The following is a 26,100-nucleotide window of genomic DNA, read 5'->3' on the forward strand; positions in this document are numbered from 1 at the left end:
GGATCGATTGGCCAGACCCGGTTTCGAAAGTGCAGAGGGCCATTCGGAACCGCCCATGGACGGTCATGGGGCAGGATTGCAGGATGCTCGTGCGGCCACCGTGCCGATTGACCGAGCTTCCCGTTGTCTTGCCCGTGGCTGCCCGAGAAAGGAAGCCAGGCAAGGGCATACGCGCACCGTGAAACGGCGCGGCCCTTTCCGCATATAAAGGACAAGATATGTTCAATCACCACAAAGTGGAAATCGAATGGGGCGGCCGTCCGCTCGTTCTGGAGACCGGCAAGATCGCGCGCCAGGCTGACGGCGCGGTGCTGGCCACCTACGGCGAAACCAAGGTTCTCGCCACCGTCGTCTCGATGAAGGAGCCGAAGCCCGGCCTCGACTTCTTCCCGCTGACCGTCAACTACCAGGAAAAGACCTATGCCGCCGGCAAGATCCCGGGCGGCTACTTCAAGCGCGAAGGCCGTCCGAGCGAGAAGGAAACGCTGGTTTCCCGCCTGATCGACCGCCCCATCCGCCCGCTCTTCGCCGATGGCTACAAGAACGACACGCAAATCGTCGTCACCGTCGTCCAGCATGATCTTGAGAACGATCCGGACATCCTGTCGATCGTGGCCACCTCGGCCGCGCTGACGCTCTCCGGCGTCCCCTTCATGGGCCCGATCGGCGGTGCCCGCGTGGGCTACATCAACGGCGAATACGTGCTCAACCCGCATGTCGACGAGATGCAGGAATCCAAGCTCGACCTCGTCGTCGCCGGCACCACTGATGCCGTGCTGATGGTCGAGTCCGAAGCCAAGGAGCTTGGCGAGGATCTGATGCTCGGCGCCGTCATGTTCGGTCACAAGGGCTTCCAGCCGGTGATCGATGCGATCATCAAGCTGGCCGAAGTCGCCGCCAAGGACCCGCGCGACTTCACTGCGCCGGACTATTCGGCGCTCGAGGGCGAGATGCTGAAGATCGTCGAAAACGAGCTTCGCGACGCCTACAAGATCACCGACAAGCAGAAGCGCTACGCTGCCGTCGACGCCGTCAAGGCGAAGGTCAAGGCCGCGTTCACCCCGGCCGAAGGCGAAGACGCCAAGTACACCTCCGAGCAGATCGGTAGCGTGTTCAAGGAGCTCCAGGCCAAGGTCGTGCGCTGGAACATCCTCGACACCGGCTCGCGCATCGACGGCCGCGATTTGAAGACGGTCCGCAAGATCGTCTCGGAAGTCGGCGTCCTGCCGCGCACCCATGGTTCGGCGCTGTTCACCCGCGGCGAGACCCAGGCGCTGGTCGTCGCTACGCTGGGCACCGGCGAAGACGAGCAGTATGTCGATTCGCTGACCGGCATGTACAAGGAGAAGTTCCTCCTGCACTACAACTTCCCTCCCTACTCGGTCGGTGAAACCGGCCGCATGGGTTCGCCGGGCCGCCGCGAAATCGGCCACGGCAAGCTTGCCTGGCGCGCTATCCGCCCGATGCTGCCGACCGCTGACCAGTTCCCCTACACGCTGCGCGTCGTCTCGGAGATCACCGAGTCCAACGGCTCGTCGTCGATGGCCACCGTCTGCGGCACCTCGCTGGCGCTGATGGATGCCGGCGTTCCGCTGGCAAAGCCGGTCGCCGGCATTGCCATGGGCCTGATCAAGGAAGGCGAGCGCTTCGCGGTGCTCTCCGACATCCTTGGCGACGAGGATCACCTTGGCGACATGGACTTCAAGGTCGCCGGTACTGCCAACGGCATCACCTCGCTGCAGATGGACATCAAGATCGACGGCATCACCGAGGAGATCATGCAGATCGCGCTCGGCCAGGCCAAGGACGGTCGTTTGCATATCCTCGGCGAAATGGCTCATGCGCTCTCCGGCGCGCGTGCCGAGCTCGGCGAATTCGCGCCGCGCATCGAGGTCATGCACATCCCGACCGACAAGATCCGCGACGTCATCGGCTCCGGCGGCAAGGTCATCCGCGAGATCGTCGAAAAGACCGGCGCCAAGATCAACATCGAGGATGACGGCACGGTCAAGATCGCTTCGTCCAACGCCAAGGAGATCGAGGCGGCGAAGAAGTGGATCCACACCATTGTCGCCGAGCCGGAAGTCGGCGAGATCTACGAAGGCACGGTTGTCAAGACCGCCGACTTCGGCGCTTTCGTCAACTTCTTCGGTCCGCGTGACGGCCTCGTCCATATCTCGCAGCTGGCCAACGATCGCGTCGCCAAGACCTCCGACGTCGTCAAGGAAGGCGACAAGGTCTGGGTCAAGCTGATGGGCTTCGACGAGCGCGGCAAGGTTCGCCTGTCGATGAAGGTCGTCGACCAGGCCACCGGCAAGGAAATCGTCCGCGACAAGAAGGCCGAAGGCGAAGAAAACGCCGCCTGATCGGCCTGACGATAGAGTTGAAGCGGGCGCGGCTGAAGTCGCGCCCGTTTTCTTTTACAGGGCACCAGAATGGCCGCAGAACCGCTGAAGACGCTGTTCCATCCCTATGAGGTCGACGCCGTCGCCCTGCCGCGGAAGGACGCCCGTGTCCTTTTTCTCGGCGCCGAACCCGGCTTCCGCCCGCCCGAAGGGTTCACAGCCGCACCTCATCTGGTGCAGGGCTTCCGGCCGCATTTCCGCGCCCTGCAGGCGTCGGGCTTCAATGTCACGCCGCAAGCCGAAGGTGCCGGCTTCGACGCCGCACTGGTGCTTGCCGGGCGTCATCGCGGCCAAAACGAATTGCGCATTGCCGAGGCGATCGAACGTGTCTCCCCCGGCGGATCGATCATCGTCGCCGGCGGCAAGGAGGACGGCATTGCCAGCCTGCGCAAGCGCATCGACGAGCTTGTGCTGCTTGACGGCCATCTGCCGAAACATCACGGCATCGCCTTCTGGTTTGCCCGACCGGCCGATACCGGGGCCGCGTCGGCGCTTCGCGCCGCCAATCCCGACTTTGTAGTAGAAGGCCGCTACCATACTGCGCCCGGTATGTTCTCCTTCGATAAGGTCGATGTGGGTTCGAAACTGCTGGTGGACAACCTGCCGTACGATCTGCGTGGCAGCATTGCTGATTTCTGTGCCGGCTGGGGCTATGTGGCAGCTGAAGTCGCGGCGCGCTCGTCCGGCATATCCAGCCTCGATCTCTTCGAGGCTGACTTCGCCTCGCTGGAGGCAGCGAAGGGCAATATCGGCAACACGGCAGCCGAGACACATTTCTTCTGGACCGACCTGCTCAGCGAGCCTGTCGAACGCCGCTATGACGTGATCGTCATGAATCCGCCCTTTCATCGCAGCCGGGCTGCCGAGCCGGAGATCGGCGCCGGCATGATCCACGCAGCGGCCAAGGCGCTGAAGCCGGGCGGCAAGCTGTTCATGGTGGCGAACCGGCAGCTTCCCTACGAACCGGTGCTGGCGAAGGCGTTTTCAAGCCATGCGGAGATCGCCCGCGACGGCATGTTCAAGGTTTTCTCGGCGCGCCGGTAACTGGCTTAATGCACGCTGACGATGCGCGCTTCGCTCTTGACGTGGATGACCTGCGCCTCGGGCCCGATCTTGAGCGGCGCCGGCCGGCCGAACAGATAGCCTTGCACCATCTCGCAGCCGGCGGCCCTGAGCAGTGTCGCCTGGTTCTCGGTTTCGACGCCTTCCGCGATGATGCCGACACCAAGAGCCCGCGAGAGCCCGACAATGGTCGACACGACAGCACCTGAATTGGAATCCGTGTCGATGCGGCTGACGAAGGAGCGGTCGATCTTCAGCTTGCCAAACGAGAAATCGATCAGGTAGCTCAGATTGGAATAGCCGGTGCCGAAATCGTCGACGGCGACCGAGATGCCCATGTCGGCGAGCTCCCGCAGGATGACGGCGGCGCGCTCGCGGTCCTGCATCATCGCCGTCTCGGTGACTTCCAGTTCCAGCCGCGACGGCTTGATGCCGGTGCTTGCCATCGTCTCGCGCACGATGCCGACGAAATCCTTGGTCATGAACTGGACCGGCGAGATGTTGACGGCGACGAAGCAGTCCTCGGGCAGATGGCGGGCGTCGTTGCACGCCTTGCGCAGCACCCACTCGCCGATCGGGTTGATCATGCCGGTTTCTTCCGCGATCGGGATGAACTCCATCGGCGGGATCATGCCGCGTTCCGGGTGCTTCCAGCGGATCAGCGCCTCGTAGCCGATGATGCGGCCGCTCGGCAGGTCGAGCTGCGGCTGGTAGTGGAGGTCGAAATCGCCCCGCTCGAATGCGGTGTGCAGTTCGGCTTCGATCCACTGCCGATGGTCGGCGACCCGACCCATGTCGGCATGGAAGACCGACCAGTTGCCCATCCCTCCGGCGCGTGCGTTCTGCAGCGCCAAATTGGAGCGGCGCAGCACCAGGACAGGATCGACGCCATCCTTCGGCATGGCCACGATGCCGACCGACAGGCTGACCGATTGCAGATGTGTATCGAGCTGGTAGGGCTGCATCATCTCGTCGATGAGCTTCTCGATGATCCGTTCCACGGATCCCTTGATTTCGCGATCCGGCAACAGGACCGCGAACTCGCCGGCGCCGATGCGCCCGATCACCGCGCCTTCCGGCATGCTGGTCTTCAATCGCTGGGAAAAGGCGCGGATCAGCTCGTCACCGTGGCTGTAGCCGATGGCGTCGTTGATTTGCTTGAAACGGTCGATGTCGATGTCGACCAGAAACACCGGTTCGCCGCTGCGGATCGTCGCCGATGCTGCGTCCGCGATCTTGCCGACCATGGCTGGGCGCGTCAGCAGGCCGGTCAGCTTGTCGAAATTGGTTTCGTTGAAGACGTAGTCCACCGATTCATCGACACCGGCGAAGAAGGACAGCGAGGCCCCCGCGGCGGCCAGCGCGCCAAGCGTGGCCATGACGGCGACCATCGTCGAGGCCGGCATGCCGGCAAGGCCGTCACCGAAACCGAACTTCAGGCCCCAGATACCGAGGATGAAACTGCCCAAGCCCGAGCTGGCGATGGTGATCAGCCGGAACAACGGTGTGCGCTTCGGGTTGCTGACAGCAGGCATGCGGGTCCCTAAGTTACGGGACTTCTAGCGGATATCCCCTTAAAATGGGTTTCCGCCATTGCGTCCAATTTTACCGGACAGGAATTATTCTTCCGATCGCAGACTATTCCCGGCCGTCGCTCTGCTTCAGCTCGTCGAGCGTCGGCATGGAAACGATGTGATAGCCGGAATCGACATAGTGAATTTCGCCGGTGACGCCGGAAGACAGATCGGACAGCAGGTAAAGAGCTGAACCGCCGACCTCGCCGATGGTCACCGTGCGGCGCAGCGGCGAATTGCGCTGCTGGTAGGAAAACATGTGGCGCGCGTCCGAGATCCCGGCGCCGGCCAGCGTCCGGACCGGTCCCGCCGATATGCCGTTCACCCGAATCCCGCGCGGACCGTAGTCGTTGGCGAGATAGCGCACGCTCGCCTCCAGGCCGGCCTTGGCGACGCCCATCACATTGTAGTTGGGCATGACCCGGACCGAGCCGGCATAGGTCAGCGTGATCATCGAGCCGCCGTCCTTCATCAGCGCGGCGGCGTGCCGGGCGATCTCGGTGAAGGAATAGCAGGAGATGACCATGGTGCGGACGAAATTGTCGCGGCTGGTGTCGGCATAGAGCCCCTTCAACTCGTTCTTGTCGGAAAAGCCGATGGCATGGACGACGAAGTCGAGACCGCCCCATTCTGTGCCGAGCGTCTCGAAGGTAGCGGCGACCGAAGCGCTGTCCTCGACATCGCAGGGCACGACCAGCGCCGCGCCAAGCCTGTCGGCGAGCGGCTTGACCCGGCGGCCAAAGGCGTCGCCCTGATAGGTGAAGGCGAGTTCTGCACCGTGCTCGGACAATTTCTGGGCGATGCCCCAGGCGATCGAATGATCGTTGGCGACACCCATGACAAGCCCGCGCTTGCCCTTCATCAATCCGTCCATGGCTGGCAATCCTTATGCCGAATAGCGCTGGAAAATCAGCGTTGCGTTGGTGCCACCGAAACCGAACGAATTGGACAAAACGGTGTCGATCCTGGCGTTGTCGATGCGCTTGCGTACGATCGGCATGCCCTCGAATTCGGGATCGAGTTCTTCGATATGGGCGCTCTCGCCAATGAAGCCGCCCTGCATCATCAGGATCGAGTAGATCGATTCCTGTACGCCGGCCGCGCCCAGCGAATGGCCGGTCAGCGACTTGGTCGAGGTGATGAAAGGCATCTTGTCGCCGAACACTTCGCGGATGGCGCCCATCTCCTTGGAATCGCCGACCGGCGTCGAAGTGCCATGCGTGTTGATGTAGTCGACCGGCGAGGAAACCGTGGCCAGCGCCTGGCGCATGCAGCGCACCGCGCCTTCGCCCGAGGGCGCCACCATGTCGTGGCCGTCCGAAGTCGCGCCATAGCCGACGATCTCGGCATAGATCTTGGCGCCGCGCGCCTTGGCGTGCTCGAGTTCTTCCAGCACCAGCACGCCGGCGCCGCCGGCGATGACGAAACCGTCGCGATTGACGTCATAGGCACGTGAAGCGGCCGACGCCCTGTCGTTGAACTTCGACGACATGGCGCCCATGGCGTCGAACAGGTCCGACATCGTCCAGTCGAGGTCTTCGTGACCGCCGGCAAAGACCATGTCCTGCTTGCCCCACTGGATCAGCTCGTAGCCATTGCCGATGCAGTGCGCCGAGGTGGAGCAGGCCGACGATATCGAATAGTTGACGCCGTGGATCTTGAACCAGGTGGCGAGCGTCGCCGACGCAGTCGACGACATCGCCTTTGGCACCGCGAACGGGCCGATGCGCTTGGGGCTGCCGTTCTTGAGCGTCGTTTCGGCCGCTTCGACGATGGTGCGCGTCGATGGTCCGCCTGAGCCCATGACGATGCCGGTGCGCTCGTTGGTGATGTCGCTCTCGCCAAGGCCGGCGTCCGCGATCGCCTGGTCCATGGCGACGTGGTTCCAGGCCGCGCCTTGCGACAGGAAGCGCATGGCGCGCCGGTCGATCATGGCCGACGGGTCGAGCGACGGGGCGCCCCAGACCTGGCAGCGGAAGCCGTGTTCGGCGAATGAATCCGAGAAGCTGATGCCGGACTTGGCATCATGGAGCGAGGCCTGCACCTCATTGGCATTGTTGCCGATCGACGACACGATGCCGAGGCCTGTCACTACGACCCGTCTCATGGGCTGCTCCTTCCAAGTGTCTGGTGGCGATCAGGCGACCGCCGACTGCTTTGACAGACCCACTTTTAGGTCCGTTGCCGCGTATATGGGTTCGCCGTCCGCCTTGAGCCAGCCATCGGCGATGCCGAGCACCAGCCGCCCGCGCATCACGCGCTTGAAATCGATACCGTACTCGACCTTCTTGACCGACGGCGTCACCATGCCTTTGAACTTCACCTCACCGGTCGACAGCGCCATCCCCTTGCCGGGCTCGCCGAGCCAGCCGAGGTAGAAGCCGGTCAACTGCCACATCGCATCAAGGCCGAGGCAGCCTGGCATGATCGGGTTGCCGATGAAATGGCAGGCGAAAAACCACAGGTCCGGCTTGATGTCGAATTCGGCGCGAATGAAGCCCTTGTCGAACGCGCCGCCGGTTTCGCTGATCTCGGTGATACGGTCGAACATCAGCATCGGCGGATAGGGCAGCTGCGCATTTCCCGGTCCGAACAGCTCGCCGCGGGCGCAGGCAAGCAGTTCCTCGTAATCGTAGCTGGACTTCGAACCTGCCATCAATTTCGTCCCCGTGATCGTCCTGGGCGGCAGGGCGCCCTTTGTCGTTGGTTTCCTAACACAGTCTGTTTATGGCCGGAAACCGGCGTCTGCGCTTAACCCGCCCGCCTGCCGGGGTCAATGCGCACCGGGATATCTGCGCGCATGTTGCTCTATTGATCGAATTCGGCCGACAGAATATATGTCAGGAGCTGTCCAGTTTCGGCCGATGCCGTTTTTTCGCCATTCTGGGCGGGTTTTTGGGGCCGAACCGCGAGTTTCGACGGATAGGATGGATCAGGGCTGCCGGAAGGATAATGTCGCTGTGGACAAGCGGGTTCGCGAAGCCGGCCTGAGGCCGACACGGCAGCGCATCGCGCTGGCCGATCTGCTTTTCGCCAAGGGCGATCGCCATCTGTCGGCCGAAGAACTGCACGAAGAGGCGATCGCCGCCGGCGTGCCGGTGTCGCTTGCCACCGTCTACAATGCCCTTCACCAGTTCACCCAGGCGGGCTTGCTGCGCATCCTGGCCGTCGAGGGCTCGAAGACCTATTTCGACACCAACACCTCCGATCACCATCATTTCTATATCGAAGGCGAAAACCGCATCTTCGATATCGCCAGCGGTCCGGTGACGGTTTCCAACCTGCCCGACCCGCCGGAGGGCATGGAGATCGCCAATGTCGACATCGTGGTGAGGCTGCGCCCGAAGCGCCGCGATTGATCCGCGCTCGATGAGACCAGTCGATCTGGCAATCCGGCTCGAATGGATTGCCGTTGCGGTGGTTGCGCTCGTCCTCTACGCGCTGGCCGGTGTCTCCTGGTGGCTGTTTGCCCTGCTCATCCTGGCGCCGGACCTGTCGATGCTGGGCTATCTCGCCGGGCCATGCGTCGGCGCCATCACCTACAATGCCCTGCACATCCTGATCGTCCCACTGCTGCTTGCGCTTGCCGGACTCGCTTTTGCCAATCCGATGGCGATCGCGATCGCCCTGACCTGGGTATCCACATCGCCGTCGACCGCGCGCTGGGTTACGGGCTCAAACTGTCGAGCGGTTTTCAGGACACCCATCTCGGCCGCATCGGCCGCTAGACCATGATCCCGAAAAGTGGAAACTGGTTTTTGCTACGCTGACCTACGGTTCGGATACGATCATGGTCCAGACAAGAAACCTCAGTTCTTGACGTGTTCGCCCGGATAGGCGCCCCAGACGACCGATTGGGGCAGCCAGCCGGTGTGGCCGTCGAAGGTCATTTCGCACCACTGGCCGTCGCAGGTCTTGATCGACCCCATGACGCCCGGCTCGATGATGGCCACCACGCTGGCGTCCTTGTCCTTGTCGTCGAGCAGGTTGATTCGGCCGCCCTTGCCGCGTTGCCAGGGCGCGACGATCGCCGTACGGCGGCCAGACAGCAGCGACTGGTTGATCCAGCCTTCCGAACCGTCGGCATCGCGCACGCGGCGCCAGGTATCGAATTCCTGGATGATTTCCATCGGCAGCCCGGCCTTCATGTACATCCAGTTCACGGAGTAGTTGGCGCCGGGGCCGACGCGCGCGTTGACGCGACCCGATTTCAGGCTGACGAAACGCGGCAGCGGCAGGCCGCTCGGCCCGAGCGTGATCGTCTGCGCGGGGGCCGCGGCGCTTTGCGCCACCGTTTGCGGGGAACAAAGGAGGGCGCCGAGGACTGCTGCGCTGAAGGCCAGGCGGAGCGACGCGAAACCAGACACTTTCATTCCTTTCGGCGCTTGCCCGTCGGCACCGGCGCCCCTTTTTCTTTGTCTTCGGCGGCACCGCTTGTTACAGAGTGGCAGGCACCGCGACCGGCTTCGATTTTCGCCTGTCTTGGTTAAAGAGGTCTCAACGAGATCGGGTTCGAGGAAACAATGGCAGGCAAGAAAAGGCCCCTCGTCGTCATCACGCGCAAGCTGCCCGATCCGGTCGAAACCCGCATGCGCGAACTGTTCGACGCAAGGCTGAATGTCGAGGACAGGCCGATGACGCAGCCCGAGCTGGTCGCGGCGATTAAGGAGGCCGACGTCCTGGTGCCGACGATCACCGACAATATCGACGCGGCGCTGATCGCCCAGGCCGGCGACAATCTCAAGCTGATCGCCAATTTCGGCAACGGCGTCGACAAGATCGACGTGGAGGCGGCGGCCAAGAAGGGCATCACCGTCACCAACACGCCGAACGTGCTGACCGAGGACACGGCTGACATGACCATGGCGCTGATGCTGGCGGTGCCGCGGCGCCTGGCGGAAGGCGCCAATGTGCTGACCAGCGACAAGAAATGGGCTGGCTGGTCGCCGACCTGGATGCTCGGCCGCCGCATCTGGGGCAAGCGGCTCGGCATCGTCGGCATGGGCCGCATCGGCACCGCCGTCGCCAGGCGTGCCAAGGCCTTCGGCCTGTCGATCCACTATCACAACCGCCACCGTGTACTGCCGGCCGTGGAAGACGAGTTGGAGGCGACGTATTGGGAAAGCCTCGACCAGATGCTGGCCCGCATGGACATCATCTCGGTCAACTGCCCGTCGACGCCGGCGACGTTCCACCTGCTGTCGGCGCGAAGGCTGGCGCTCATGCAACCGTCAGCCTACATCGTCAACACCGCGCGCGGCGACATCATCGATGAGGAATCGCTGATCAAGCTGATCCACGACGGCAAGATCGCCGGCGCCGCGCTCGACGTCTACGAGCACGAGCCGGCGCTGAACAGCAAGCTTCTGAAGCTCGCCGGCAAGGGCAAGGTCGTGCTCTTGCCGCATATGGGCTCGGCGACGCTCGAAGGCCGCATCGACATGGGCGAGAAGGTGATCATCAATATCCGCGCCTTCTTCGATGGCCATCGCCCGCCGGACCGTGTGCTGCCGCTCAGGACATAGAGTCGCGCTGTTGGGCAGCGATGGCGAGCGCGCCGTCGTCGGTGACTGTTACCGTGCTTCCGCGATAGGCATCGAAGACATCGCGCCCGAGCCGCAGCGCCATCGGCGTCTCCCAGCCCATTTCCCTGGCGACGATCAGCCCGAGCAGCAAGATCGCGTCGGGTTCGTGCAGCACAAGTGCCGCCGGTGCATGGCCGTTGTGGACGAGTTCCAGCAGCACGGCCGAAGCCGAGGACGAGCCGATCGTGCCCGGCAGAAACAGCACCCGCCCCGCAAGATTTTCGCCGTGCTGCGGATGGCGGACATCGGCGATTCGGCCGCTCTTCGGATCGACGCCGCCCCAGAAGCTGATCGGCGCCGTCAGCACCAGCGCCTCGCCCTCGCCGGCCCGGCCCGGCACCAGAATCTCGGCCATCGCGCTCATGCGGCGATGTCCGTAAATGTCGGCTTACCGAGCACCGCGCTTTCGACGCAATCGGCCAAGGAGCCGTAAAGCACGGCGTAACCGGTATTGCCCGGCGCGTAATGCGCGAATTTTCCGGAGTTGGTCATCAATATGCCGCCGGCAAGCTCGGGCATGATCGGTGTCACCACCACGCAGGTGTCGGCCACGATGATCACCCCGCTTGCTTCGAGCGTCTTGCGCCGGCCGTTCTGTTCGAGCGACGAAAGCACGTGGCGCCCGGTGCAGGCATAGACAGGCACGCTGAGCCGTCGTCCGGCGATCAGTCGCTCCAGCATGTCGAACTCGTCGAGCGACAGATGCGGACTGCCGATCGCTACAGCATCGATGGTCTTCGCCGCCGTCGCCGTCGACAAGCCAGCACGGGCTTTCGCCGCCATCTCCGGCGTGACACGAACGACCGTTTCCGGTGCCGCGCCGTCCAGAATGGTCAAAAGATCGGGCGCCTCGGGCGTCACGCCGGCAATGTGGAAAAGGCCGACCGCGCCGGATGAGGCGGAGGCCGCACCGAACGCCTTCAGCGCATCTTCCCCCGGATGACGCTGGACGCCGGTGACGACGCCGATTGTGTTGCCGACTTCGCGGCCATAGAGGCTGCCCAACACCGGCCAGGCGATCTCGGAGCCAAGGAACGATGCGGAAAGCCCCGAGACGTCGAACACCAGTTGCGCCCGCCGGCTCTCGGCCCGGTGCAGGCCATAGTCCGGCGCGCGGCCCGATATGGCGCAAGCGATGTCGAGGAAATCGCCATAGCGGTTGGTGCGCGCGCCAAGCACCGAATTGCAGAACACCACGGCGTTGGATTCGCCCCAGGCGACATCGCTGCCAAGCGCCGGCCGGTGCCCCGCCTGGTAGGGCGCGCAGGTCCAGCTCTGCTCGCAGCCGAGCTTGCGGTAGGCCTCCATCATCCGCCGCGCCATGCCGCGCGCCGGCTCCTCGAGGCGGATGCGCGAGCAGCCCATCAGGTCAAGCGCCCCGACATTGAGTGTCGAGCGCACCGAAACCCGAGCGCCGCCCTCGACCAGCCTCTCGGCGAACAACGTGCCGGAATCGCCGTGATAGAGCGCCCCGTCAATATGCGCCGAGGCGATCGGGATCAGCCGCGGCGCGCCGAGCAAGCGGGCGCTGTCGGCAACGATGCGCATCGCCGTCGCTGCGCCGTCCTGGCCGGAGGCGATCGCCTGTTCTTCCTGACTGAGGATAAGGCTCACGAAAGTACCTTGCGCATGGTGATCGAAGTCGGCCGGTCATAGCCCGTATGCGCCGTGCGTCCGGTCTCGCGAAAGCCGAGCCGGGAGAAGGCGGCGTGATTTCCGCTGAGTTCGACGCGTGTCTGCAACTCGATGGCGTTCTTGCCACGGCTCAGCGCAAGATCCTCGGCAGCCTGCATCAGCCGCCTGCCGATGCCTCGTCCGTGAAGACCCGGCTCGACGGCGAGCTTGCCGACATAGAAATAATCCGCCCGCTCCAGGACGAAGATGCAGCCGACGATCCGGCCGGCCTCCAGCGCCAAAAAAACCGTCTCGTGCCGGGCCTTGTCCTTCAGCCTTTCGGCGGTCAGCAGATGCGCCGACGACGGCGGATCGATGATGCCGTCCATGTAGGCGAAGGCGCGCAGGATCAGCTTGAGCACATCGTCCCAGCAGTCGAAATCGGGAGCAACCTGCGTGATGAGAGCACCTGTCGACTGATCCATCTGATCCATGCAGTCAGTTTCTCTTGTAGCGGATGCTGTCGAAGCGCGCCGACAGCGCATCGTAAAGCAGCAGCCGGCCGACCAGCGGTTCGCCTATGCCGGTGATCAGCTTGATAGCCTCCATCGCCTGCAGCGTGCCGATGACGCCGGTCAGCGCGCCGACCACGCCGGCCACCGCACAGGACGGCACCAGTCCCGGCGGCGGCGCCTCTGGGAAGAGATCGCGATAGCTCGGGTTCGGCCTGCCGTCCGCACCGGTCTCGAACGGCTTCAGCACCGTCAGCGAACCGTCGAAGCGGCCGACGGCGGCGTGAACCAGCGGCCGTTTTTCTGCGGCGCAGGCGTCGGCAACCGCGTAGCGCGTTTCGAAGTTGTCGGAGCCATCGACGACCATGTCGTAGCGGGCGACAAGGGCAGGGGCGTTGTCAGTCGTCAGCCTGAGCCTGTGCAGTTCCACCGCGACATTGGGGTTGATGCGCGCGATGGCCGCCTTGGCGCTGTCGGTTTTCGCCATGCCGATCGTCTCTGTGCCATGGATCACCTGCCTTTGCAGGTTGGACAGCGACACGTTGTCGTCGTCGACGATGCCGAGCGTGCCGACGCCGGCGGCGGCGAGATATTCCAGCACCGGCGCTCCCAGCCCACCGGCGCCAATGACCAGCACCCGCGCGCGCTTCAGCTTCTGCTGGCCGGCGCCGCCAATCTCGGGCAGCACGATGTGGCGCGCATAGCGTTCGAGCTCTTCGTCGGAAAGGGCGGTAGCGGTCATTGCCGGACCATATAACGGCGCAAAAACCTTGTCAGGAGGCTTCGGTTGGCCCAACCGTGCCGTGATCGACCGTCAGGAACTGCGCCCGTCCAGCGAGACTGGAAAACAGCGCCGCATCGGTTCCGGTCATGAAGGCCTGACAGTTGAGTTCTTCCAGGATCGAGAACAGCGCCGAGCGCCGGCCGGCGTCGAGATGCGCCGCGATCTCGTCGAGCAGCAGGATCGGCGTCATGCCCGACATCTCGCCGGTCAGCCTTGCATGCGAAAGCACGATGCCGACCAGCAGTGCCTTCTGCTCGCCGGTCGAACAAAGTTCGGCCGGCATCGCCTTGGGCCGGTGCCCCACGATGAGGTCGGAACGGTGCGGGCCTTCCAGCGTGCGCCCGGCGGCGCGGTCGCGGTCGCGGCCGCCGGCAAGCGCTGCGCGGAACCGCTCCTCGACATCGACGGCAGGCGTGGTGGCCACCTGCTCTTCCAGTTCGCCGGAGAGGCCAATGTCTGCCTGCGGGAATGGGCCGCTATCGGGCAGCCTGTCGATCATGGCGGCGAGCAGGCGCACCAGTTCAGCCCTGGCGGCGGCGATCGCCACGCCGGTCTCGGCCATCTGCGTCTCGATCGCATCGAACCAGGCGCTATCGCGCGATCCTTCCGTAAGCAAACGATTACGGCCGCGCATGGCCTTTTCGTAGTCGAGCGCGCGCTGGCCATGCCCGGGGTCGATCGCCAGCACCAGCCGGTCGAGAAAGCGCCGGCGGTCGGCGGCCGGCCCCGGGAACAGGCCATCCATAGCCGGCGTCAGCCAGACGACCCGCAGCCATTCCAGCATATCCTCGGCCGATCGCGTCGCAGCACCATTGATCCGCACCCGTCTGCCGCCTTCGCCGGCATTGTCGCCGCCGACGATGCCGGTACCGATTTCAACCTCGCCTTCCGCCCCTTCGATCCGGGCGTGCAGGGCAAAGCCGCCATCGCCACCCTCGCGCGCCACGTCGGCATAGGGCGCGCGGCGCAGGCCGCGGCCCGGCGTCAGCAGCGAGACCGCTTCCAGGAGATTGGTCTTGCCGGCGCCATTGTCGCCGGAAAGCACCACGGCGCCTGGCGCGAGGTCGATCGACAGCGCCGCATAATTGCGGAAATTGGTAAGCGTTAGCTTACTTACATAGGTTTGCTTTTGAGACTGTTTTGCGGTCACGGCAGCAAAATGGCGTGCCGATCTCCACCTCCCTGTATGAAGAGGAGATGTCCGGCAGGACGAAGAAGGGTGATTTCTCGCATAGGCCTCGTTCGGGCCTACACCCGCATCGGCATCAGCACGTAAAGAGCGCTTTCGTCGGCCATGTCGTGGATCAGCGTCGGCGAGCCGGCATCCGCCAGCATGAACTTCGCTTCCGTACCGGTCAATTGCGCGGCAACGTCGAGCAGATATTTGGCGTTGAAGCCGATCTCGATCGGATCGGACGAATAATCGGCCGCCAGTTCCTCGGTGGCGCTGCCCGAATCCGGATTGTTGACGGCAAGCGTGACCTGGCCTTCGGCGATCGAAAGCTTCACCGCCCGGCCGCGCTCGGACGAAATGGTCGAGACGCGATCGACGGCGGCGGCAAAGGACTGGCGGTCGATGATCAGCTTCTTGTCATTGCCGGTCGGAATGACACGCTGGTAGTCGGGGAAGGTGCCGTCGATCAGCTTCGAGGTCAGAACGACGCTGCCGATGGTGAAGCGGATCTTGGTGTCGGACAGTTCGGTGGTCACGGCCACGTCCGGGTCGTCGACCAGCTTCTGCAGCTCGCTGACCGTTTTGCGCGGGATGATGATGCCGGGCATGCCTTCCGACCCAGCAGGCGCGTCGATCTCGGCGCGCGCCAGGCGATGGCCGTCGGTGGCAACCGAGCGCAGCTTCAGCTTGCCTCCGGCCTCATGCGTGTGCAGGTAGATGCCGTTCAAATAGTAGCGCGTCTCTTCGGTCGAGATGGCGAACTGGGTCTTCTCGATCAAGCCCTTCAAACCGACCGAATCGAGCCGGAAGATATGCGAGAAGGAGCCGGCCGAGAGTTCCGGGAAATCGGACTGCGGCAGGCATTGCAGGCGGAAGCTCGAACGGCCCGACGTCACCGTCATGGCGTTGCCGTCCTCGTCGGTTTTCAGCATCACCTCCGCCCCATCGGCGAGCTTGCGCACGATGTCATAGAGCAGATGCGCCGGAACCGTGGTCGCCCCGCCGCGCTCGACCTTGGCGGGCGTGGCTTCGGTCACCTCGAGGTCGAGGTCGGTCGCCTTCATTTCAAGGCTGGCGCCTTCGGCGCTGAGCAGCACGTTGGACAGGATCGGTATGGTGTTGCGTCGTTCGACCACGCGGTGAACGTGGTTGAGCGACTTCAGGAGATTTGACCGTTCCAGGATAACACGCATGACGAAACAGGCTCGCTTGAATGGATGAGCGGGTCTCCGGCTGGCGGCGCCCCGCGAAAGGTCTGAACAGGCTCAGAATCTGCGTAAGCTGACAGGAAAAAGCCTGCAAACGCAAGCCCGCGCCACCGGTTCAGGCCGGTTACGCGGGCTTTCTGGGGATAAAGCCGGCACGGCGCGCCAGCCGGCCTTTCCCACCCGATCAGGCCTGGTCGTTGATCAGCCTTCTCAGCAGTTCCAGTTCCTGCGCCAGCGTGTTGTCGTTGCCGGAAAGATCCTCGATCTTGCGCACGGCATGCAGCACTGTCGTATGGTCGCGTCCCCCGAAACGCCGCCCGATCTCCGGCAGCGAACGCGGCGTCATCACCTTGGACAGGTACATGGCGACCTGCCGCGGCTTGACGATGGTGCGCGTGCGCCGGTTGGACAGAAGCTCGGTCTTCGACACGTTGTAGTGGCGCGCCACGATGCGCTGGATGTCCTCGATGCGCACTCGCTTCGGCTCGCCCGAGCGATAGATATGGCCGAGGATCTCGTCGATGCGGTCGATGCTGATCTGCGGCTCGAAGGATTGGCGGAACAACAGCTGGTTGAATGCGCCTTCAAGTTCGCGCCCGCTGCCGGTCACCGTACGGGCGACGTGGTTGAGGATCTCCTCCGAAATATCGAGCGAGGCATCATCGACCTTGGCGGTGGCAAGACGCAGCTTGAGCATGCCGATCCGCATGGCGAAGTCGGGCGCCGACATTTCGAGCGCAACGCCGCCATTGAGGCGAGAGCGCACACGGGGCTCCAGCGATTCCAGCTCCGATGGCGGCCGGTCGGCGGCAACCACCACCTGCTTGGCGCTGTCGAGCAGCATGTTGATCAGATGGCAGAATTCATGCTGGATCGACTTGCCCTGCAGGAACTGCATGTCATCGATGATCAGGAGGTCTATGTCGCGCAGCTGTTCCTTCAGCGTCAACGCGTTGTTGTCGCGGATGGCGGTGGCGAAGCGCCACATGAAATATTCGGCCGTCAAATAGACGACGCGCGACTTCGGATTGTGCCGCAGGGATTCGGCCGCGATCGCTTGCAAAAGGTGCGTCTTGCCGAGCCCGACCGTTGCATGAAGGAAGAGCGGATTGAAACGCACCGCGCTCGACTGCGATTCCGCAACAGCCTTGGCGGCGGCAAAAGCCACCCTGTTCGACGGACCTTCGATGAAGGAGCCGAAAGTGTAGCGTGGGTCGAGCGGGGAACCCAGCACATTGTGCCGGTATTCGGCTTCGATGGGCGTGCCCTGGCGCGGCGCCGGCGCCCGTTCCACCCTGCCGGGTCCCACAGTGCCGGCAGCCAGCGTCGTCTGCGTCTGCCTGGTCATCTTGCGCGCCGGAACAGCCTCCGCCTCGACGCCGTTGCGTCCCTGGCGCGTGGCGGTGCGCACCACGATCTCGATCTTGAGGATTTCCGGATCTTCGTGCTTCCACAGCTCCGCGATGAGGTCGAGGTAGTGGCCGTTGATCCAGGACCGCAGGAAGGCCGTCGGCACGGAAATGCGCACAATGCCACGCGATGCTTCGGCAACCTTCATGCGGCCGAACCAGCTTGAATAGACCTCGACTCCGAGACGTGCCTTCAGCTGGGTCTTGACGCGTTCGAACTTCTGTTCCGCGTCGCTGGAAGCCGCCATGCTGTCCCCTCCGACAAAGGTTGATGGGAATGGGATTTCGCCCGCTAGCTCCCTTTCGATGCCACTCTGCATGATCGAGTTCCTTGTCCTTTTGTACCCTTTTTCCGCCGGGGATGCGCCTCCTGCATCCATGTTTCCGGCGACCGTATCTTCGCTGCGACACCACCGCCGCCGCCGGCAGGTGAATGTCGCCTCGTCACAAAGGGACCGGTGCCGGCTCTCGCAAGCCGGGCCGTCTCGACACCAGGGCAATACAATGCCATCCGGCGAAAACGCCGGCGCCATCGACCTGCCATGTACAGTTACGCCAGTCCCCTACCGCCTCGAAAAGACAAATCGAACCCGTTCGCGGAATTGATCCACGTCATGAATTCTGCCATTTTGTGCTGGCCAATTCAGGCTGGGTTGAGAGCCAAAAGCCCGTCCCTTCGATGGATGGACATTAGCGAAATCGCTGTGGATAGGGCAAGGCCACGACTAACCAATTTTTAACGAATCTGGTTAGCGGAGACGGGTTCGGAGCAGATGCCGCAACGGCACATTTTGATAAAGCCATTGTGATTCAAACCCTTTTCCGGCGAATATGAAAATGGCCACCCGACGCGAAATTTTCTGAAATAATTCTCTTGACAGCAACTTGTCCCCCATCGCTCGGACGCGATGTGAACAAGCTGTGGATCACCATCTGTAAGTATTTGAAAATTATATGGAATTTGTGTCAGCCCAAATTATCGACCCTGCCACTTTCGGCATAACCGGGTATCAGCGCGCATGTATATGCCGGCAAAGCTTTCCGGACTTTGAAATCCAAGCCAGACGCGCTTTGCGGGCGTTCTTTTTAAGTACTTGCCGGCAAACGAAAAAACCCGGCGCGATGCGCCGGGTTTGAACAAGCCAAGTTTAGTTAAATGTAATATTAGGCCGACAGCACCTTGAGGCGGTGGGCCAGGCGCGACACCTTGCGGGATGCCGTATTCTTGTGCAGCACGCCCTTCGTCGCGGCGCGCATCAATTCCGGCTCGGCAGCCTTGAACGCGGCAAGTGCTGCGGTCTTGTCGCCGGCGGCCAGCGCCTCTTCGACCTGGCGGACATAGGTGCGCACACGCGAGCGGCGGTTCTTGTTGATCGCTGCGCGGCGGGCGATCTTGCGCGTTGCCTTTTTGGCCGAGGAGGTATTGGCCATGATGCCTCTCTTCTGATCTGGTGGGCGCATGCGGGATGCCGCAGGGCGCAAAAAACAAACGGGCAGCCAAAGGCCGCCTCGGTTGGAGCGGCTTATAGTTCAGCTTTTCCGGCGCGTCAACGCCGCTTGGCCTTCTTTTTGACCCGCCTAGCGGTTGGTGAAATTTGGCTTCCGCTTCTCGGCAAAGGCGGCCATGCCTTCCTTCTGGTCGTCCAGCGCAAACAGCGAGTGAAACAGGCGCCGTTCGAAGCGAAGTCCTTCGGCAAGCGTCGTCTCATAGGCGCGGTTGACCGCCTCCTTGGTCATCATCACCGACGGCAGCGAAAACTCGGCGATCTTGCCCGCTGCCTTCAGCGCTTCCTCGACAAGGTTGCCGGCGGGCACGACGCGCGATACCAGGCCGCAGCGTTCGGCCTCCGCCGCATCCATCATTCGCCCGGTCAGGCACATGTCCATGGCCTTCGACTTGCCGACGAAGCGGGTCAGCCGCTGCGATCCGCCCATGCCGGGCATGACGCCGAGCGTGATTTCGGGTTGGCCGAACCTGGCATTGTCGGCCGCGATGATGAAATCGCACATCATTGCCAGTTCGCAACCGCCGCCAAGCGCATAGCCTGCGACCGCGGCGATGACAGGCTTTCGCGTGCGCGTAAGCTCCTCCCAGCCGACGAAGAAGTCCTGCACATAGGCGTCGACAAAGGCGATCGCCTGCATTTCCTTGATGTCGGCGCCGGCCGCGAAGGCCTTCTCGGAACCGGTGATGACCACCGCGCCGATCGCGGCATCGGCGCCAAACCCGTTCACCGCCGCCACCACCTCCGCCATGACCTGGGAGTTCAGCGCGTTGAGCGCCTTGGGTCGGTTCAGCGTGATCAGCCCGACCTTGCCGCGCGTTTCCACGATGATGGTTTCATAGGCCATGGCTTCGCCTCCTCGTTCCGGCCGATCGATGTCGATTGGTCCTAGCTTACCGCTGACAGGTCCGGCAATAGAAGGTCGAGCGCCCGCTTTGCACGATGCGCTCGATTTGGCCGCCGCAGCCGGGCGTTGAGCATGGTTCGCCCTCCCGGTCGTAGACCGCGAAGGAGTGCTGGAAATAGCCCAGCGAGCCGTCCGTCTGCACATAGTCGCGCAGCGACGATCCGCCGGCGGCGATTGCATCGGCGATGACTGAACGGATCGCCCCGGCCAGGCGTTCGCTCTGCCCCGCCGCCTTCTTTCCAGCCTTGGCGATCGTGCCAGATTCACGCAGCGGCGACAGGCCGGCGCGCCACAGCGCCTCCGACACATAGATATTGCCAAGTCCTGCGATCAGCCGCTGGTCGAGAAGCGCGGCCTTCAACGGCGATCGGCGGCCTTCGAGCAGCGAGGCGAGCAGAACGCCGTCCAGCGTATTGCCGGTCGGCTCGACGCCCAGCCCGGCCAGCATCGGATGCGTGTCGGGCGTCCCTTCGGCAAACAGCATGAAGCCGAAGCGGCGCGGGTCGTTGAAGATCACGCGCGAGCGGGCGCCTTCGGCGGAGACCACATCGAACACGACATGATCGTGCGCAGCGCTTTTCGAACGCTCGTGATGGAATACACCCGGGGTATCGCTGCCATCTGATGTCTCGATGCGGAACGAACCCGACATGCCGAGATGGCAGATCAGCACCGGCCCACCATCGATATGCATGGTGAGATATTTGGCCCGCCGGCCGAGGGCAGTGATGGTCTTGCCGGTCAGCCGCGCGGAGAAATCCTTGGGAAACGGGAACCTGAGATCGGGCCGGCGCGCCTCGACGCGGACGAGGCGGGCGCCTTCCAGAACCGGTTGCAGGCCGCGCCGGACCGTTTCGACCTCAGGCAATTCGGGCATGGCCGCCTATCGTCGCATAGAAAGAAGTGCCGTGACGGCCACGCGCCAGCCCGAGATGTTCGGCGACGGTTTCGCCAATGTCGGCGAAGGTCGTTCTGAGCCCGATATTGCCCCCTGTGAGCCCCTGTCCGACGCCGATCACCGGAATGCGTTCGCGCGTGTGGTCGGTGCCGCGCCATGTCGGGTCGTTGCCGTGGTCGGCGGTGAGGATGAGCAGGTCACCCTGCTTCAGTTTGGCAAGCGCCTCGGGCAGGCGAAGGTCGAAGGCTTCGAGTGCGGCCGCATAGCCGGCGACGTCGCGGCGATGACCGAACTCGGTGTCGAAATCGACGAAATTGGCAAACACCAGATCACCGTCGCCAGCGTCGTCCATCGCACCCAGCGCCTTGTCGAACATCGCCATGTTGCCGGCGGCCTTGCGTACTTCGGAGATGCCGCGATGCGCGAAGATGTCGCCGATCTTGCCGACTGCGATGACCTTGCTTCCGCGTTGCGTCAGCCGGTCGAGCAACGTTGGTTCCGGCGGCGGCACCGCATAGTCGCGGCGGTTGTAGGTGCGCTCGAAGGTAGCGACGGTTTCCCCGACAAAAGGCCGTGCGATCACCCGGCCGATGTTCAGCGGATCGACCAGCCCGCGCACGGTCTTGCAGAACTCGTAGAGCCGCTCCAGTCCGAAATGCGTTTCGTGCGCGGCGATCTGCAGGACGGAGTCGACCGAAGTGTAGCAGATCGGCTTGCCGGAGCGGATATGCTCCTCGCCGGACCGCTCGATGATTTCGATTCCCGCCGCATGGCAATCGCCCAAAATGCCGGGCACCTTTCCTTCCCGGATCATCGCCTCGGTCAGGGCAGCCGGAAAAGCCGGCACCGTCTGAGGAAAATAGCCCCAGTCGAAGCGCACCGGAAGGCCGGCGATTTCCCAATGACCCGAGGGCGTGTCCTTGCCGCTCGAGACCTCCTGCGCCGCGCCATGAATGGCCGTGGCAAGCGGGATCTTGCTGCCGTCGAACCGAAAACCGGTCGCGGTTTCCGCCGCGCGGGCGAGACCGAACGAGACCATGTTCGGCACCGCGAGCGGCCCCTTGCGCAGGCCTTCGCGATCCGCGCGGCCCTCCGCACAGGCCAAGGCGATGTGTCCGAACGTATCGGCGCCGGCATCGCCATAGCGCTCGGCATCGGCGGCGCCGCCGATGCCGAAGGAATCGAGAACTAAGAGGAAAGCGCGTGCCATCGAATGGGATCGTGTTGCCTGTCTGCGGTCCCAGACATAGGGTTCCACATCGCCATTGGCAATTCGGAACCAAACGGCAACGGCTTGGACGCGATAGTCGGGGCGAGACCGGACGCCGAAGCGGCAGGGTAGGGATGAGACATGGTGGCGCATTTTCGGCGAGGCCCGCCTTGAAGGCATGCGTGGCCGCATTTGCGTTGCTGGCCGCATCATGGCCGAATGCGGCGCGTGCCGACTGGCGCGACGACATCGGCACGTTCCGCATCGGCATCGTCGCCGAACCCGGGGCCGGCAACACCGTTCCGGGCCTGGCGCTGCTGACGGACGCCTACACCAAGGCGCTCGGCATGAAGGTGGAATTTGTCGTCGCCCGCGACTACGCGGCGCTGATCGAGGCGCAGGCAAGCGGCCGGATCGAATACGCGGTCTATTCGGCGACGGCCTACGCCACCGCCGCGCAACGCTGCGGCTGCGTCGAACCTCTCGTGGCGCCGGTCGATGCAGACGGCGCCATCGGCATCCGCTCCGTCCTCGTGACGCGCGACGGCAAGGTTGCGGATCTTGCCGCCATGGCGACGCACCGGATCGCTATCGCGCCTTCCGACAGCATCGGCGGTTCTCTGTTGCCGTTAGCCGGGCTCAAGGCGGATGGCGTCGAGCTCAGCGAGGATGCGCCGTATCTGATGCGCGCCGCCTCGGCCGCCGCGGCCGAAACGATGCTTATCGACGGCCAGGCCGATGCCCTGTTCGGTTGGGTGGAAGCCATGGCGGACGGTCAGCCCGCGACCCCGGACGGCCAATCCGCGGTCCCGGACGGCCAACTGGCTGACCCAGGCGGCACAGTGGCCAGGCTTGAGGCGGCGGGTCTTTCGAAGACGGAACTTCAGGTCGTATGGACGTCCGGCTTGCTCAGATACGGCCCGCATGCCGTCCGCAGCGACCTCGACCCCGAGGCCAAGCGCCGGCTCACCGTTTTCCTCACCAACCTCAAGTCGATGACGCCTGATGTCTACGATCTGCTGGAGGCGGCGCACTCCGGCGGGTTCGCCGTCGCCTCTTCGAAGGACTATGCGATGGCTGCGGCCATCGTCCAGTTTGTGTCAGGCAAGAACGACCAGCAATGATCCTTGGCGCCCGACCGCCCCCACTCAGCAGTCGCCGCAGGGGATCGTCGTGCTGCGGCGGGGGCGCAGGTAATAGGTCTCGCCCATCGATATCTTGTTGAAGGCCGAGGTCAACCCAAGACGTTGCTGACCGTCCGCCGACCAGGTGATGACCGGCTCGTAGGCAAGATCGCTTTCGACACGAATAAGAAAAGTGCCTGCAACCTTCAGCGTAGCTGGAACCGTGGTGGTGGTGCCCTTGACGGCATCGACGGCCGCGGTGCCATCGACGAGCTTGCGCGACCACACGACCTGCACTTTCGGGGTAGCATCGCTCGTGACCTCAATCGCCGTGATGACGATCTTCGGGGTTGAGCGGTTATAGGGCCGCAAGGTTGATGTGCCGATCTGCATGATCGCATCGAGATCCGCTTTGGTGATCGTATTCTGCTGCGTGACGAGATCCGCCACCATGCTGCCGATGCGGCTGACCTTCTTGCTGGTCTCGATAGCCTGCGAAGCCTCCATGGTCACGAAATACATGACGAGCAGGACAGGTACGATGAAGGCGAACTCGATGGCCGCGACGCCGCGGCGATCGGCGCAGAGCCGCATCGCTCTCGTCCAGACTGCTGAAATCCCCCGGTGTGCCCCCGCACGAAACATGCCTTTACCCCCGTTTTGCCAAAGCAAGCCTGCAAATCTCAGTTGTCGAACGGCTCGTTCTGCCAGGTCACCGATGCGAAATGCAGCGTGTTACCGTCCTTGAGATTGGCCATCGACTTGGCCATGAAATCGGTCATGACAGGCCATTTGTAGAACACCCGCAGCATGTTCCTCGATTCCGCCAGGCCGGGAGTGACGGCGAAGCTCGTCGCATTCGTGCCGTGCTTCAGAACGATCTCGCCGTCCACGATCTTGAAGCTCGCCGTGGCGGCGTCGGCAAAGGTCGGATATTCGCGCAGATCCACCAGCAGTCCCGGGCAGGTCTTGGCGACCATGATCTCAAGCCTGCTGCAGATGAGGTCCCGCAACTTGGTCCCGGCTACGTCGGCTGGCCTCAACTGGCCGGTGCGCAGCTGTCGGGCGACGTCGTCCGTGGCGTTGGCCATCACTTCCTGTCCGGCAAACGAGATGCAGCTCTCGAGGATGGCAAAGACGAGAAGGGCGAACGGCAGGGCAAGCATGGCGAATTCTATCGCCGTGCTGCCGCGCTTGTCGCCAAGGAAACGGGAGCGGAACCATGGCCGCCTGGCGCTGCGATTGGCGTTTTCCGGTGCCGGATCCCTGCTCATGTCCCGTTCCTGCCGATGCTTGTGCGGTGTCGGCGGGCACATTAGCCAAGACCCATTGAAACCCAGTTTGGATGACCGCTAAATTCGTCGAGACGGCCTTAACCGGCCGCTAACCGTGGCGGCCGTCGCGCAATCTGCCGACAGCCGGGACGCTCAGTGGCCGGCGCTCATCTCGGCTTCCGAGGCCTTCTCGCTGTCGCTCTTGTAGGAGCTTTCGCAATAGGGCGTGCAGGACATGGTCTGGATTTCGGAGCGCCTGTAAATTCTGACCGAGGACGCGTCCTGCCGCACGACAGTGACCTGTTCGTCGATGATCGGACTGCCGTCCTGATCGAGGACAACCAGGTTGGTGACGCCAAATCCCTTGCCGGTCAGAACGATTGTCGAGGCATCCTGAACAGCGGCGTCGGCGATCGCTGGATTGCCGACGACGATGGTGTCGGCGGCGCGCGACAATTTGACGATCTTCGCCTGGTTCATCGTGACTTCGATACCGGATCCGGCCCTGGCCGGCATGACGAAGGCAGATGCGGCGAAAAGCGCGGCAACTGCGAATGACGATCTCGACCCGGTCATTGAGACGCTCCAAGGCGGCGAATTGTTCAACGGAACATGAACGAGATTGGTGAACCAACAGTTAAACATGGGCTGGTTGCGATAGGGATTGGTGCGCCCAGCTCGCGGGTACGCCACAGCCTGCGCTGTTTTAGCAATACTGAAGGTGCGCCGATCTCCGCGCTTTCCCGGCGTTTAGCTCACGGTTAACCACGCAACGGGTTCGGTGCCGGAAAGGAATCGGTAAGGCTGTTTATTAAGCCGATCGAAAGAGCTTCTCCCTAGATTGGCAGCATCCGATCAACCGGCAAGAGAAGTTGACGGAAGTGCTGTAACACGTGGAGTAGGAGCTCTCGAATGTCTAACCTGATCGCACGTTTTGTGAAGGACGAATCCGGCGCGACCGCCATCGAATATGGTCTGATCGCTGCTCTCATCGCGCTCGCCATCATGGTCGGCGCTGGCGCCCTCGGCAATGCTCTGAACGCCAAGTTCGCGAACATCGCCTCGGAAATCAACGGTTCGTAATACCGAAGCAACCTGGTTGCTTTCAATCAAGGGCCGCCTCATTGGCGGCCCTTTATTTTTATGACGTCTGCATCTTGTGATGTCTGGCGTTTTTGAAGTCCCGGCCTCATCAATCGTTAATCGAACATGCCTAGGCTGCTTCCAGGCACATTTGACCACAGGCGCCGCGCCCATGCTTGAAGCCCTGATCTTCGTCGTCTTTCCGTTCTGCATGCTTTTCGCCGCGATCTCCGACACATTGTCGATGACAATCGCCAATCGCGTGCCGGTGCTGCTTGTGGCCGTCTTTGCTCTGGTCGCGCCGCTGACGGGTATGGATTGGGCAACCTATGGCTGGCATTTCGCCGCTGGCGGCCTGGTGCTGGCCGTGACCTTCGGTCTGTTCGCGCTCGGCGGCATGGGAGGCGGCGACGCCAAGCTGCTGGCCGCCACCGCTGTCTGGATGGGGCTCAACATTCAACTTGTCGAATACCTCGTGGCCTCGACGATCATCGGTGGCCTTTTGACGATCGCCATCCTCGTCTACAGGAAATCGCCGCTCGCCACCTATACGGGCCACAACCCGTTCCTGCGCCATTTCGCCGACGAGACGTCCGGCGTTCCTTATGGCATCGCGCTTGGCCTCGGCGGACTGCTCACCTATCCGGACTCGCCACTGATGGTGTGGGCGCTGGCACAGCTGGCGGCTTAGCCAGCTTTTCAGATTTCGCTTTCGAAGAGGCGGCCCCGGCCGCCTTTTTTGCGCGCCGGCGGCAGTTCGTTCCAATTTATG

At 63.2% G+C, this 26,100-nt stretch carries 26 protein-coding genes and 1 pseudogene; 8 read left to right on the forward strand and 19 right to left on the reverse strand.

The window, feature by feature from the left end; all coding sequences use genetic code 11:
* Positions 1-218: 218 nt before the first annotated feature.
* Together pnp and DH08_RS10010 are read left to right on the forward strand one after the other, a co-directional pair.
* Complete coding sequence (pnp, locus tag DH08_RS10005) at positions 219-2,366, forward strand: polyribonucleotide nucleotidyltransferase (RefSeq protein WP_006202930.1); 2,148 nt, start codon at positions 219-221, stop codon at positions 2,364-2,366.
* A gap of 69 nt (positions 2,367-2,435) precedes the next feature.
* Positions 2,436-3,449 carry a class I SAM-dependent methyltransferase gene (locus DH08_RS10010; protein ID WP_192179150.1) on the forward strand — a complete coding sequence of 338 codons (1,014 nt, stop codon included), beginning with the start codon at positions 2,436-2,438 and terminating at the stop codon, positions 3,447-3,449.
* 5 nt (positions 3,450-3,454) lie between these two features.
* On the opposite strand, the gene DH08_RS10015 is transcribed toward DH08_RS10010, so the two are convergent.
* From DH08_RS10015 to fabA, 4 genes are all read right to left on the reverse strand, one after another.
* Positions 3,455-5,002: a putative bifunctional diguanylate cyclase/phosphodiesterase gene (locus tag DH08_RS10015; RefSeq protein WP_192179151.1), complete on the reverse strand. Its 1,548-nt coding sequence runs from the start codon at positions 5,000-5,002 to the stop codon at positions 3,455-3,457.
* 103 nt (positions 5,003-5,105) lie between these two features.
* Positions 5,106-5,915 (reverse strand): enoyl-ACP reductase FabI, encoded by an 810-nt coding sequence (gene fabI, locus DH08_RS10020; RefSeq protein WP_192179152.1) that lies wholly within the window; start codon positions 5,913-5,915, stop codon positions 5,106-5,108.
* A gap of 12 nt (positions 5,916-5,927) precedes the next feature.
* Positions 5,928-7,148: a beta-ketoacyl-ACP synthase I gene (gene fabB, locus DH08_RS10025; RefSeq protein WP_192179153.1), complete on the reverse strand. Its 1,221-nt coding sequence runs from the start codon at positions 7,146-7,148 to the stop codon at positions 5,928-5,930.
* Between the two features lie 30 nt (positions 7,149-7,178).
* The gene (fabA, locus tag DH08_RS10030; protein WP_006202935.1) at positions 7,179-7,697 is read right to left on the reverse strand and encodes a 3-hydroxyacyl-[acyl-carrier-protein] dehydratase FabA; all 519 of its coding nucleotides are present in this window, start codon (positions 7,695-7,697) and stop codon (positions 7,179-7,181) included.
* A 271-nt stretch (positions 7,698-7,968) separates the two neighbouring features.
* Here fabA and irrA point away from each other — a divergent pair, with 271 nt between their 5' ends.
* Together irrA and DH08_RS10040 are read left to right on the forward strand one after the other, a co-directional pair.
* On the forward strand, positions 7,969-8,400 hold the full coding sequence (irrA, locus tag DH08_RS10035; RefSeq protein ID WP_040582976.1) for an iron response transcriptional regulator IrrA: 432 nt from the start codon (positions 7,969-7,971) through the stop codon (positions 8,398-8,400).
* A 10-nt stretch (positions 8,401-8,410) separates the two neighbouring features.
* Positions 8,411-8,769 (forward strand): annotated as a pseudogene (locus DH08_RS10040) (DUF4260 domain-containing protein).
* An 81-nt stretch (positions 8,770-8,850) separates the two neighbouring features.
* Here the strand turns inward: DH08_RS10040 and DH08_RS10045 are convergent.
* The gene (locus tag DH08_RS10045) at positions 8,851-9,408 is read right to left on the reverse strand and encodes an SH3 domain-containing protein (protein WP_192179154.1); all 558 of its coding nucleotides are present in this window, start codon (positions 9,406-9,408) and stop codon (positions 8,851-8,853) included.
* Positions 9,409-9,564: 156 nt separating this feature from the next.
* On the opposite strand from DH08_RS10045, the gene DH08_RS10050 reads away from it, so the two are divergent.
* A complete protein-coding gene (locus tag DH08_RS10050; RefSeq protein WP_192179155.1) occupies positions 9,565-10,566 on the forward strand; it encodes a 2-hydroxyacid dehydrogenase in 1,002 nt (333 codons plus the stop codon).
* Here DH08_RS10050 and DH08_RS10055 read toward each other — a convergent pair.
* The 11 genes from DH08_RS10055 to DH08_RS10105 form a co-directional block, all read right to left on the reverse strand.
* The gene (locus tag DH08_RS10055; protein WP_192179156.1) at positions 10,556-10,990 is read right to left on the reverse strand and encodes an aconitase X swivel domain-containing protein; all 435 of its coding nucleotides are present in this window, start codon (positions 10,988-10,990) and stop codon (positions 10,556-10,558) included. The two genes, DH08_RS10050 and DH08_RS10055, sit on opposite strands and share 11 nt — an antisense overlap.
* Entirely contained in the window at positions 10,987-12,240 is a 1,254-nt protein-coding gene (locus DH08_RS10060; RefSeq protein WP_192179157.1) for an aconitase X, read from the reverse strand. Before DH08_RS10060 ends, DH08_RS10055 begins: the two co-directional genes overlap by 4 nt.
* A complete protein-coding gene (locus DH08_RS10065) occupies positions 12,237-12,725 on the reverse strand; it encodes a GNAT family N-acetyltransferase (protein ID WP_192179215.1) in 489 nt (162 codons plus the stop codon). The genes DH08_RS10060 and DH08_RS10065 overlap by 4 nt, the downstream gene beginning before the upstream one ends.
* Positions 12,726-12,738: 13 nt before the next feature.
* Positions 12,739-13,494 carry a molybdopterin-synthase adenylyltransferase MoeB gene (locus tag DH08_RS10070; RefSeq protein ID WP_192179158.1) on the reverse strand — a complete coding sequence of 252 codons (756 nt, stop codon included), beginning with the start codon at positions 13,492-13,494 and terminating at the stop codon, positions 12,739-12,741.
* A gap of 31 nt (positions 13,495-13,525) precedes the next feature.
* The gene (gene recF / locus DH08_RS10075; RefSeq protein ID WP_192179159.1) at positions 13,526-14,686 is read right to left on the reverse strand and encodes a DNA replication/repair protein RecF; all 1,161 of its coding nucleotides are present in this window, start codon (positions 14,684-14,686) and stop codon (positions 13,526-13,528) included.
* 98 nt (positions 14,687-14,784) lie between these two features.
* The gene (gene dnaN / locus DH08_RS10080; protein ID WP_192179160.1) at positions 14,785-15,903 is read right to left on the reverse strand and encodes a DNA polymerase III subunit beta; all 1,119 of its coding nucleotides are present in this window, start codon (positions 15,901-15,903) and stop codon (positions 14,785-14,787) included.
* Positions 15,904-16,102: 199 nt separating this feature from the next.
* On the reverse strand, positions 16,103-17,575 hold the full coding sequence (dnaA, locus tag DH08_RS10085; protein WP_246800760.1) for a chromosomal replication initiator protein DnaA: 1,473 nt from the start codon (positions 17,573-17,575) through the stop codon (positions 16,103-16,105).
* A gap of 916 nt (positions 17,576-18,491) precedes the next feature.
* The gene (gene rpsT / locus DH08_RS10090; RefSeq protein WP_006202948.1) at positions 18,492-18,758 is read right to left on the reverse strand and encodes a 30S ribosomal protein S20; all 267 of its coding nucleotides are present in this window, start codon (positions 18,756-18,758) and stop codon (positions 18,492-18,494) included.
* A 147-nt stretch (positions 18,759-18,905) separates the two neighbouring features.
* The gene (locus tag DH08_RS10095; protein WP_192179162.1) at positions 18,906-19,679 is read right to left on the reverse strand and encodes an enoyl-CoA hydratase; all 774 of its coding nucleotides are present in this window, start codon (positions 19,677-19,679) and stop codon (positions 18,906-18,908) included.
* A 46-nt stretch (positions 19,680-19,725) separates the two neighbouring features.
* Positions 19,726-20,616, reverse strand: a complete 891-nt coding sequence (mutM, locus tag DH08_RS10100) for a bifunctional DNA-formamidopyrimidine glycosylase/DNA-(apurinic or apyrimidinic site) lyase (protein ID WP_192179163.1) — start codon at positions 20,614-20,616, stop codon at positions 19,726-19,728.
* On the reverse strand, positions 20,600-21,847 hold the full coding sequence (locus DH08_RS10105; protein WP_192179164.1) for a phosphopentomutase: 1,248 nt from the start codon (positions 21,845-21,847) through the stop codon (positions 20,600-20,602). The genes mutM and DH08_RS10105 overlap by 17 nt, the downstream gene beginning before the upstream one ends.
* 134 nt (positions 21,848-21,981) lie before the next feature.
* On the opposite strand from DH08_RS10105, the gene DH08_RS10110 reads away from it, so the two are divergent.
* On the forward strand, positions 21,982-22,971 hold the full coding sequence (locus DH08_RS10110; RefSeq protein WP_192179165.1) for a phosphate/phosphite/phosphonate ABC transporter substrate-binding protein: 990 nt from the start codon (positions 21,982-21,984) through the stop codon (positions 22,969-22,971).
* A gap of 24 nt (positions 22,972-22,995) precedes the next feature.
* Here the strand turns inward: DH08_RS10110 and DH08_RS10115 are convergent, their stop codons facing one another.
* The 3 genes from DH08_RS10115 to DH08_RS10125 form a co-directional block, all read right to left on the reverse strand.
* Positions 22,996-23,616: a TadE/TadG family type IV pilus assembly protein gene (locus DH08_RS10115; RefSeq protein WP_192179216.1), complete on the reverse strand. Its 621-nt coding sequence runs from the start codon at positions 23,614-23,616 to the stop codon at positions 22,996-22,998.
* Between the two features lie 38 nt (positions 23,617-23,654).
* Complete coding sequence (locus DH08_RS10120) at positions 23,655-24,245, reverse strand: TadE/TadG family type IV pilus assembly protein (RefSeq protein ID WP_192179166.1); 591 nt, start codon at positions 24,243-24,245, stop codon at positions 23,655-23,657.
* A gap of 153 nt (positions 24,246-24,398) precedes the next feature.
* The gene (locus DH08_RS10125; protein WP_192179167.1) at positions 24,399-24,821 is read right to left on the reverse strand and encodes a pilus assembly protein N-terminal domain-containing protein; all 423 of its coding nucleotides are present in this window, start codon (positions 24,819-24,821) and stop codon (positions 24,399-24,401) included.
* A gap of 336 nt (positions 24,822-25,157) precedes the next feature.
* On the opposite strand from DH08_RS10125, the gene DH08_RS10130 reads away from it, so the two are divergent.
* Both DH08_RS10130 and DH08_RS10135 read left to right on the forward strand, forming a co-directional pair.
* Positions 25,158-25,328, forward strand: coding sequence for a Flp family type IVb pilin (locus tag DH08_RS10130; RefSeq protein WP_006202957.1), 171 nt, complete (start codon positions 25,158-25,160; stop codon positions 25,326-25,328).
* Between the two features lie 172 nt (positions 25,329-25,500).
* Positions 25,501-26,019, forward strand: a complete 519-nt coding sequence (locus tag DH08_RS10135) for an A24 family peptidase (protein WP_192179168.1) — start codon at positions 25,501-25,503, stop codon at positions 26,017-26,019.
* The last annotated feature ends 81 nt before the right edge of the window (positions 26,020-26,100 follow it).

It is taken from the genome of Mesorhizobium amorphae, from assembly GCF_014843845.1.
In the GTDB taxonomy this organism is placed as follows: Bacteria; Pseudomonadota; Alphaproteobacteria; order Rhizobiales; family Rhizobiaceae; genus Mesorhizobium; species Mesorhizobium amorphae_A.

Coding starts and splice junctions, on each gene's coding strand:
- pnp (WP_006202930.1), top strand. CDS start 219: ATGTTCAATCACCACAAAGTGGAAATCGAATGGGGCGGCCGTCCGCTC.
- DH08_RS10010 (WP_192179150.1), top strand. CDS start 2,436: ATGGCCGCAGAACCGCTGAAGACGCTGTTCCATCCCTATGAGGTCGAC.
- DH08_RS10015 (WP_192179151.1), bottom strand. CDS start 5,002: ATGCCTGCTGTCAGCAACCCGAAGCGCACACCGTTGTTCCGGCTGATC.
- fabI (WP_192179152.1), bottom strand. CDS start 5,915: ATGGACGGATTGATGAAGGGCAAGCGCGGGCTTGTCATGGGTGTCGCC.
- fabB (WP_192179153.1), bottom strand. CDS start 7,148: ATGAGACGGGTCGTAGTGACAGGCCTCGGCATCGTGTCGTCGATCGGC.
- fabA (WP_006202935.1), bottom strand. CDS start 7,697: ATGGCAGGTTCGAAGTCCAGCTACGATTACGAGGAACTGCTTGCCTGC.
- irrA (WP_040582976.1), top strand. CDS start 7,969: ATGGATCAGGGCTGCCGGAAGGATAATGTCGCTGTGGACAAGCGGGTT.
- DH08_RS10050 (WP_192179155.1), top strand. CDS start 9,565: ATGGCAGGCAAGAAAAGGCCCCTCGTCGTCATCACGCGCAAGCTGCCC.
- DH08_RS10055 (WP_192179156.1), bottom strand. CDS start 10,990: ATGAGCGCGATGGCCGAGATTCTGGTGCCGGGCCGGGCCGGCGAGGGC.
- DH08_RS10065 (WP_192179215.1), bottom strand. CDS start 12,725: ATGGATCAGTCGACAGGTGCTCTCATCACGCAGGTTGCTCCCGATTTC.
- DH08_RS10070 (WP_192179158.1), bottom strand. CDS start 13,494: ATGACCGCTACCGCCCTTTCCGACGAAGAGCTCGAACGCTATGCGCGC.
- dnaN (WP_192179160.1), bottom strand. CDS start 15,903: ATGCGTGTTATCCTGGAACGGTCAAATCTCCTGAAGTCGCTCAACCAC.
- dnaA (WP_246800760.1), bottom strand. CDS start 17,575: ATGGCGGCTTCCAGCGACGCGGAACAGAAGTTCGAACGCGTCAAGACC.
- rpsT (WP_006202948.1), bottom strand. CDS start 18,758: ATGGCCAATACCTCCTCGGCCAAAAAGGCAACGCGCAAGATCGCCCGC.
- DH08_RS10095 (WP_192179162.1), bottom strand. CDS start 19,679: ATGGCCTATGAAACCATCATCGTGGAAACGCGCGGCAAGGTCGGGCTG.
- mutM (WP_192179163.1), bottom strand. CDS start 20,616: ATGCCCGAATTGCCTGAGGTCGAAACGGTCCGGCGCGGCCTGCAACCG.
- DH08_RS10105 (WP_192179164.1), bottom strand. CDS start 21,847: ATGGCACGCGCTTTCCTCTTAGTTCTCGATTCCTTCGGCATCGGCGGC.
- DH08_RS10110 (WP_192179165.1), top strand. CDS start 21,982: ATGAGACATGGTGGCGCATTTTCGGCGAGGCCCGCCTTGAAGGCATGC.
- DH08_RS10115 (WP_192179216.1), bottom strand. CDS start 23,616: ATGTTTCGTGCGGGGGCACACCGGGGGATTTCAGCAGTCTGGACGAGA.
- DH08_RS10120 (WP_192179166.1), bottom strand. CDS start 24,245: ATGAGCAGGGATCCGGCACCGGAAAACGCCAATCGCAGCGCCAGGCGG.
- DH08_RS10125 (WP_192179167.1), bottom strand. CDS start 24,821: ATGACCGGGTCGAGATCGTCATTCGCAGTTGCCGCGCTTTTCGCCGCA.
- DH08_RS10130 (WP_006202957.1), top strand. CDS start 25,158: ATGTCTAACCTGATCGCACGTTTTGTGAAGGACGAATCCGGCGCGACC.
- DH08_RS10135 (WP_192179168.1), top strand. CDS start 25,501: ATGCTTGAAGCCCTGATCTTCGTCGTCTTTCCGTTCTGCATGCTTTTC.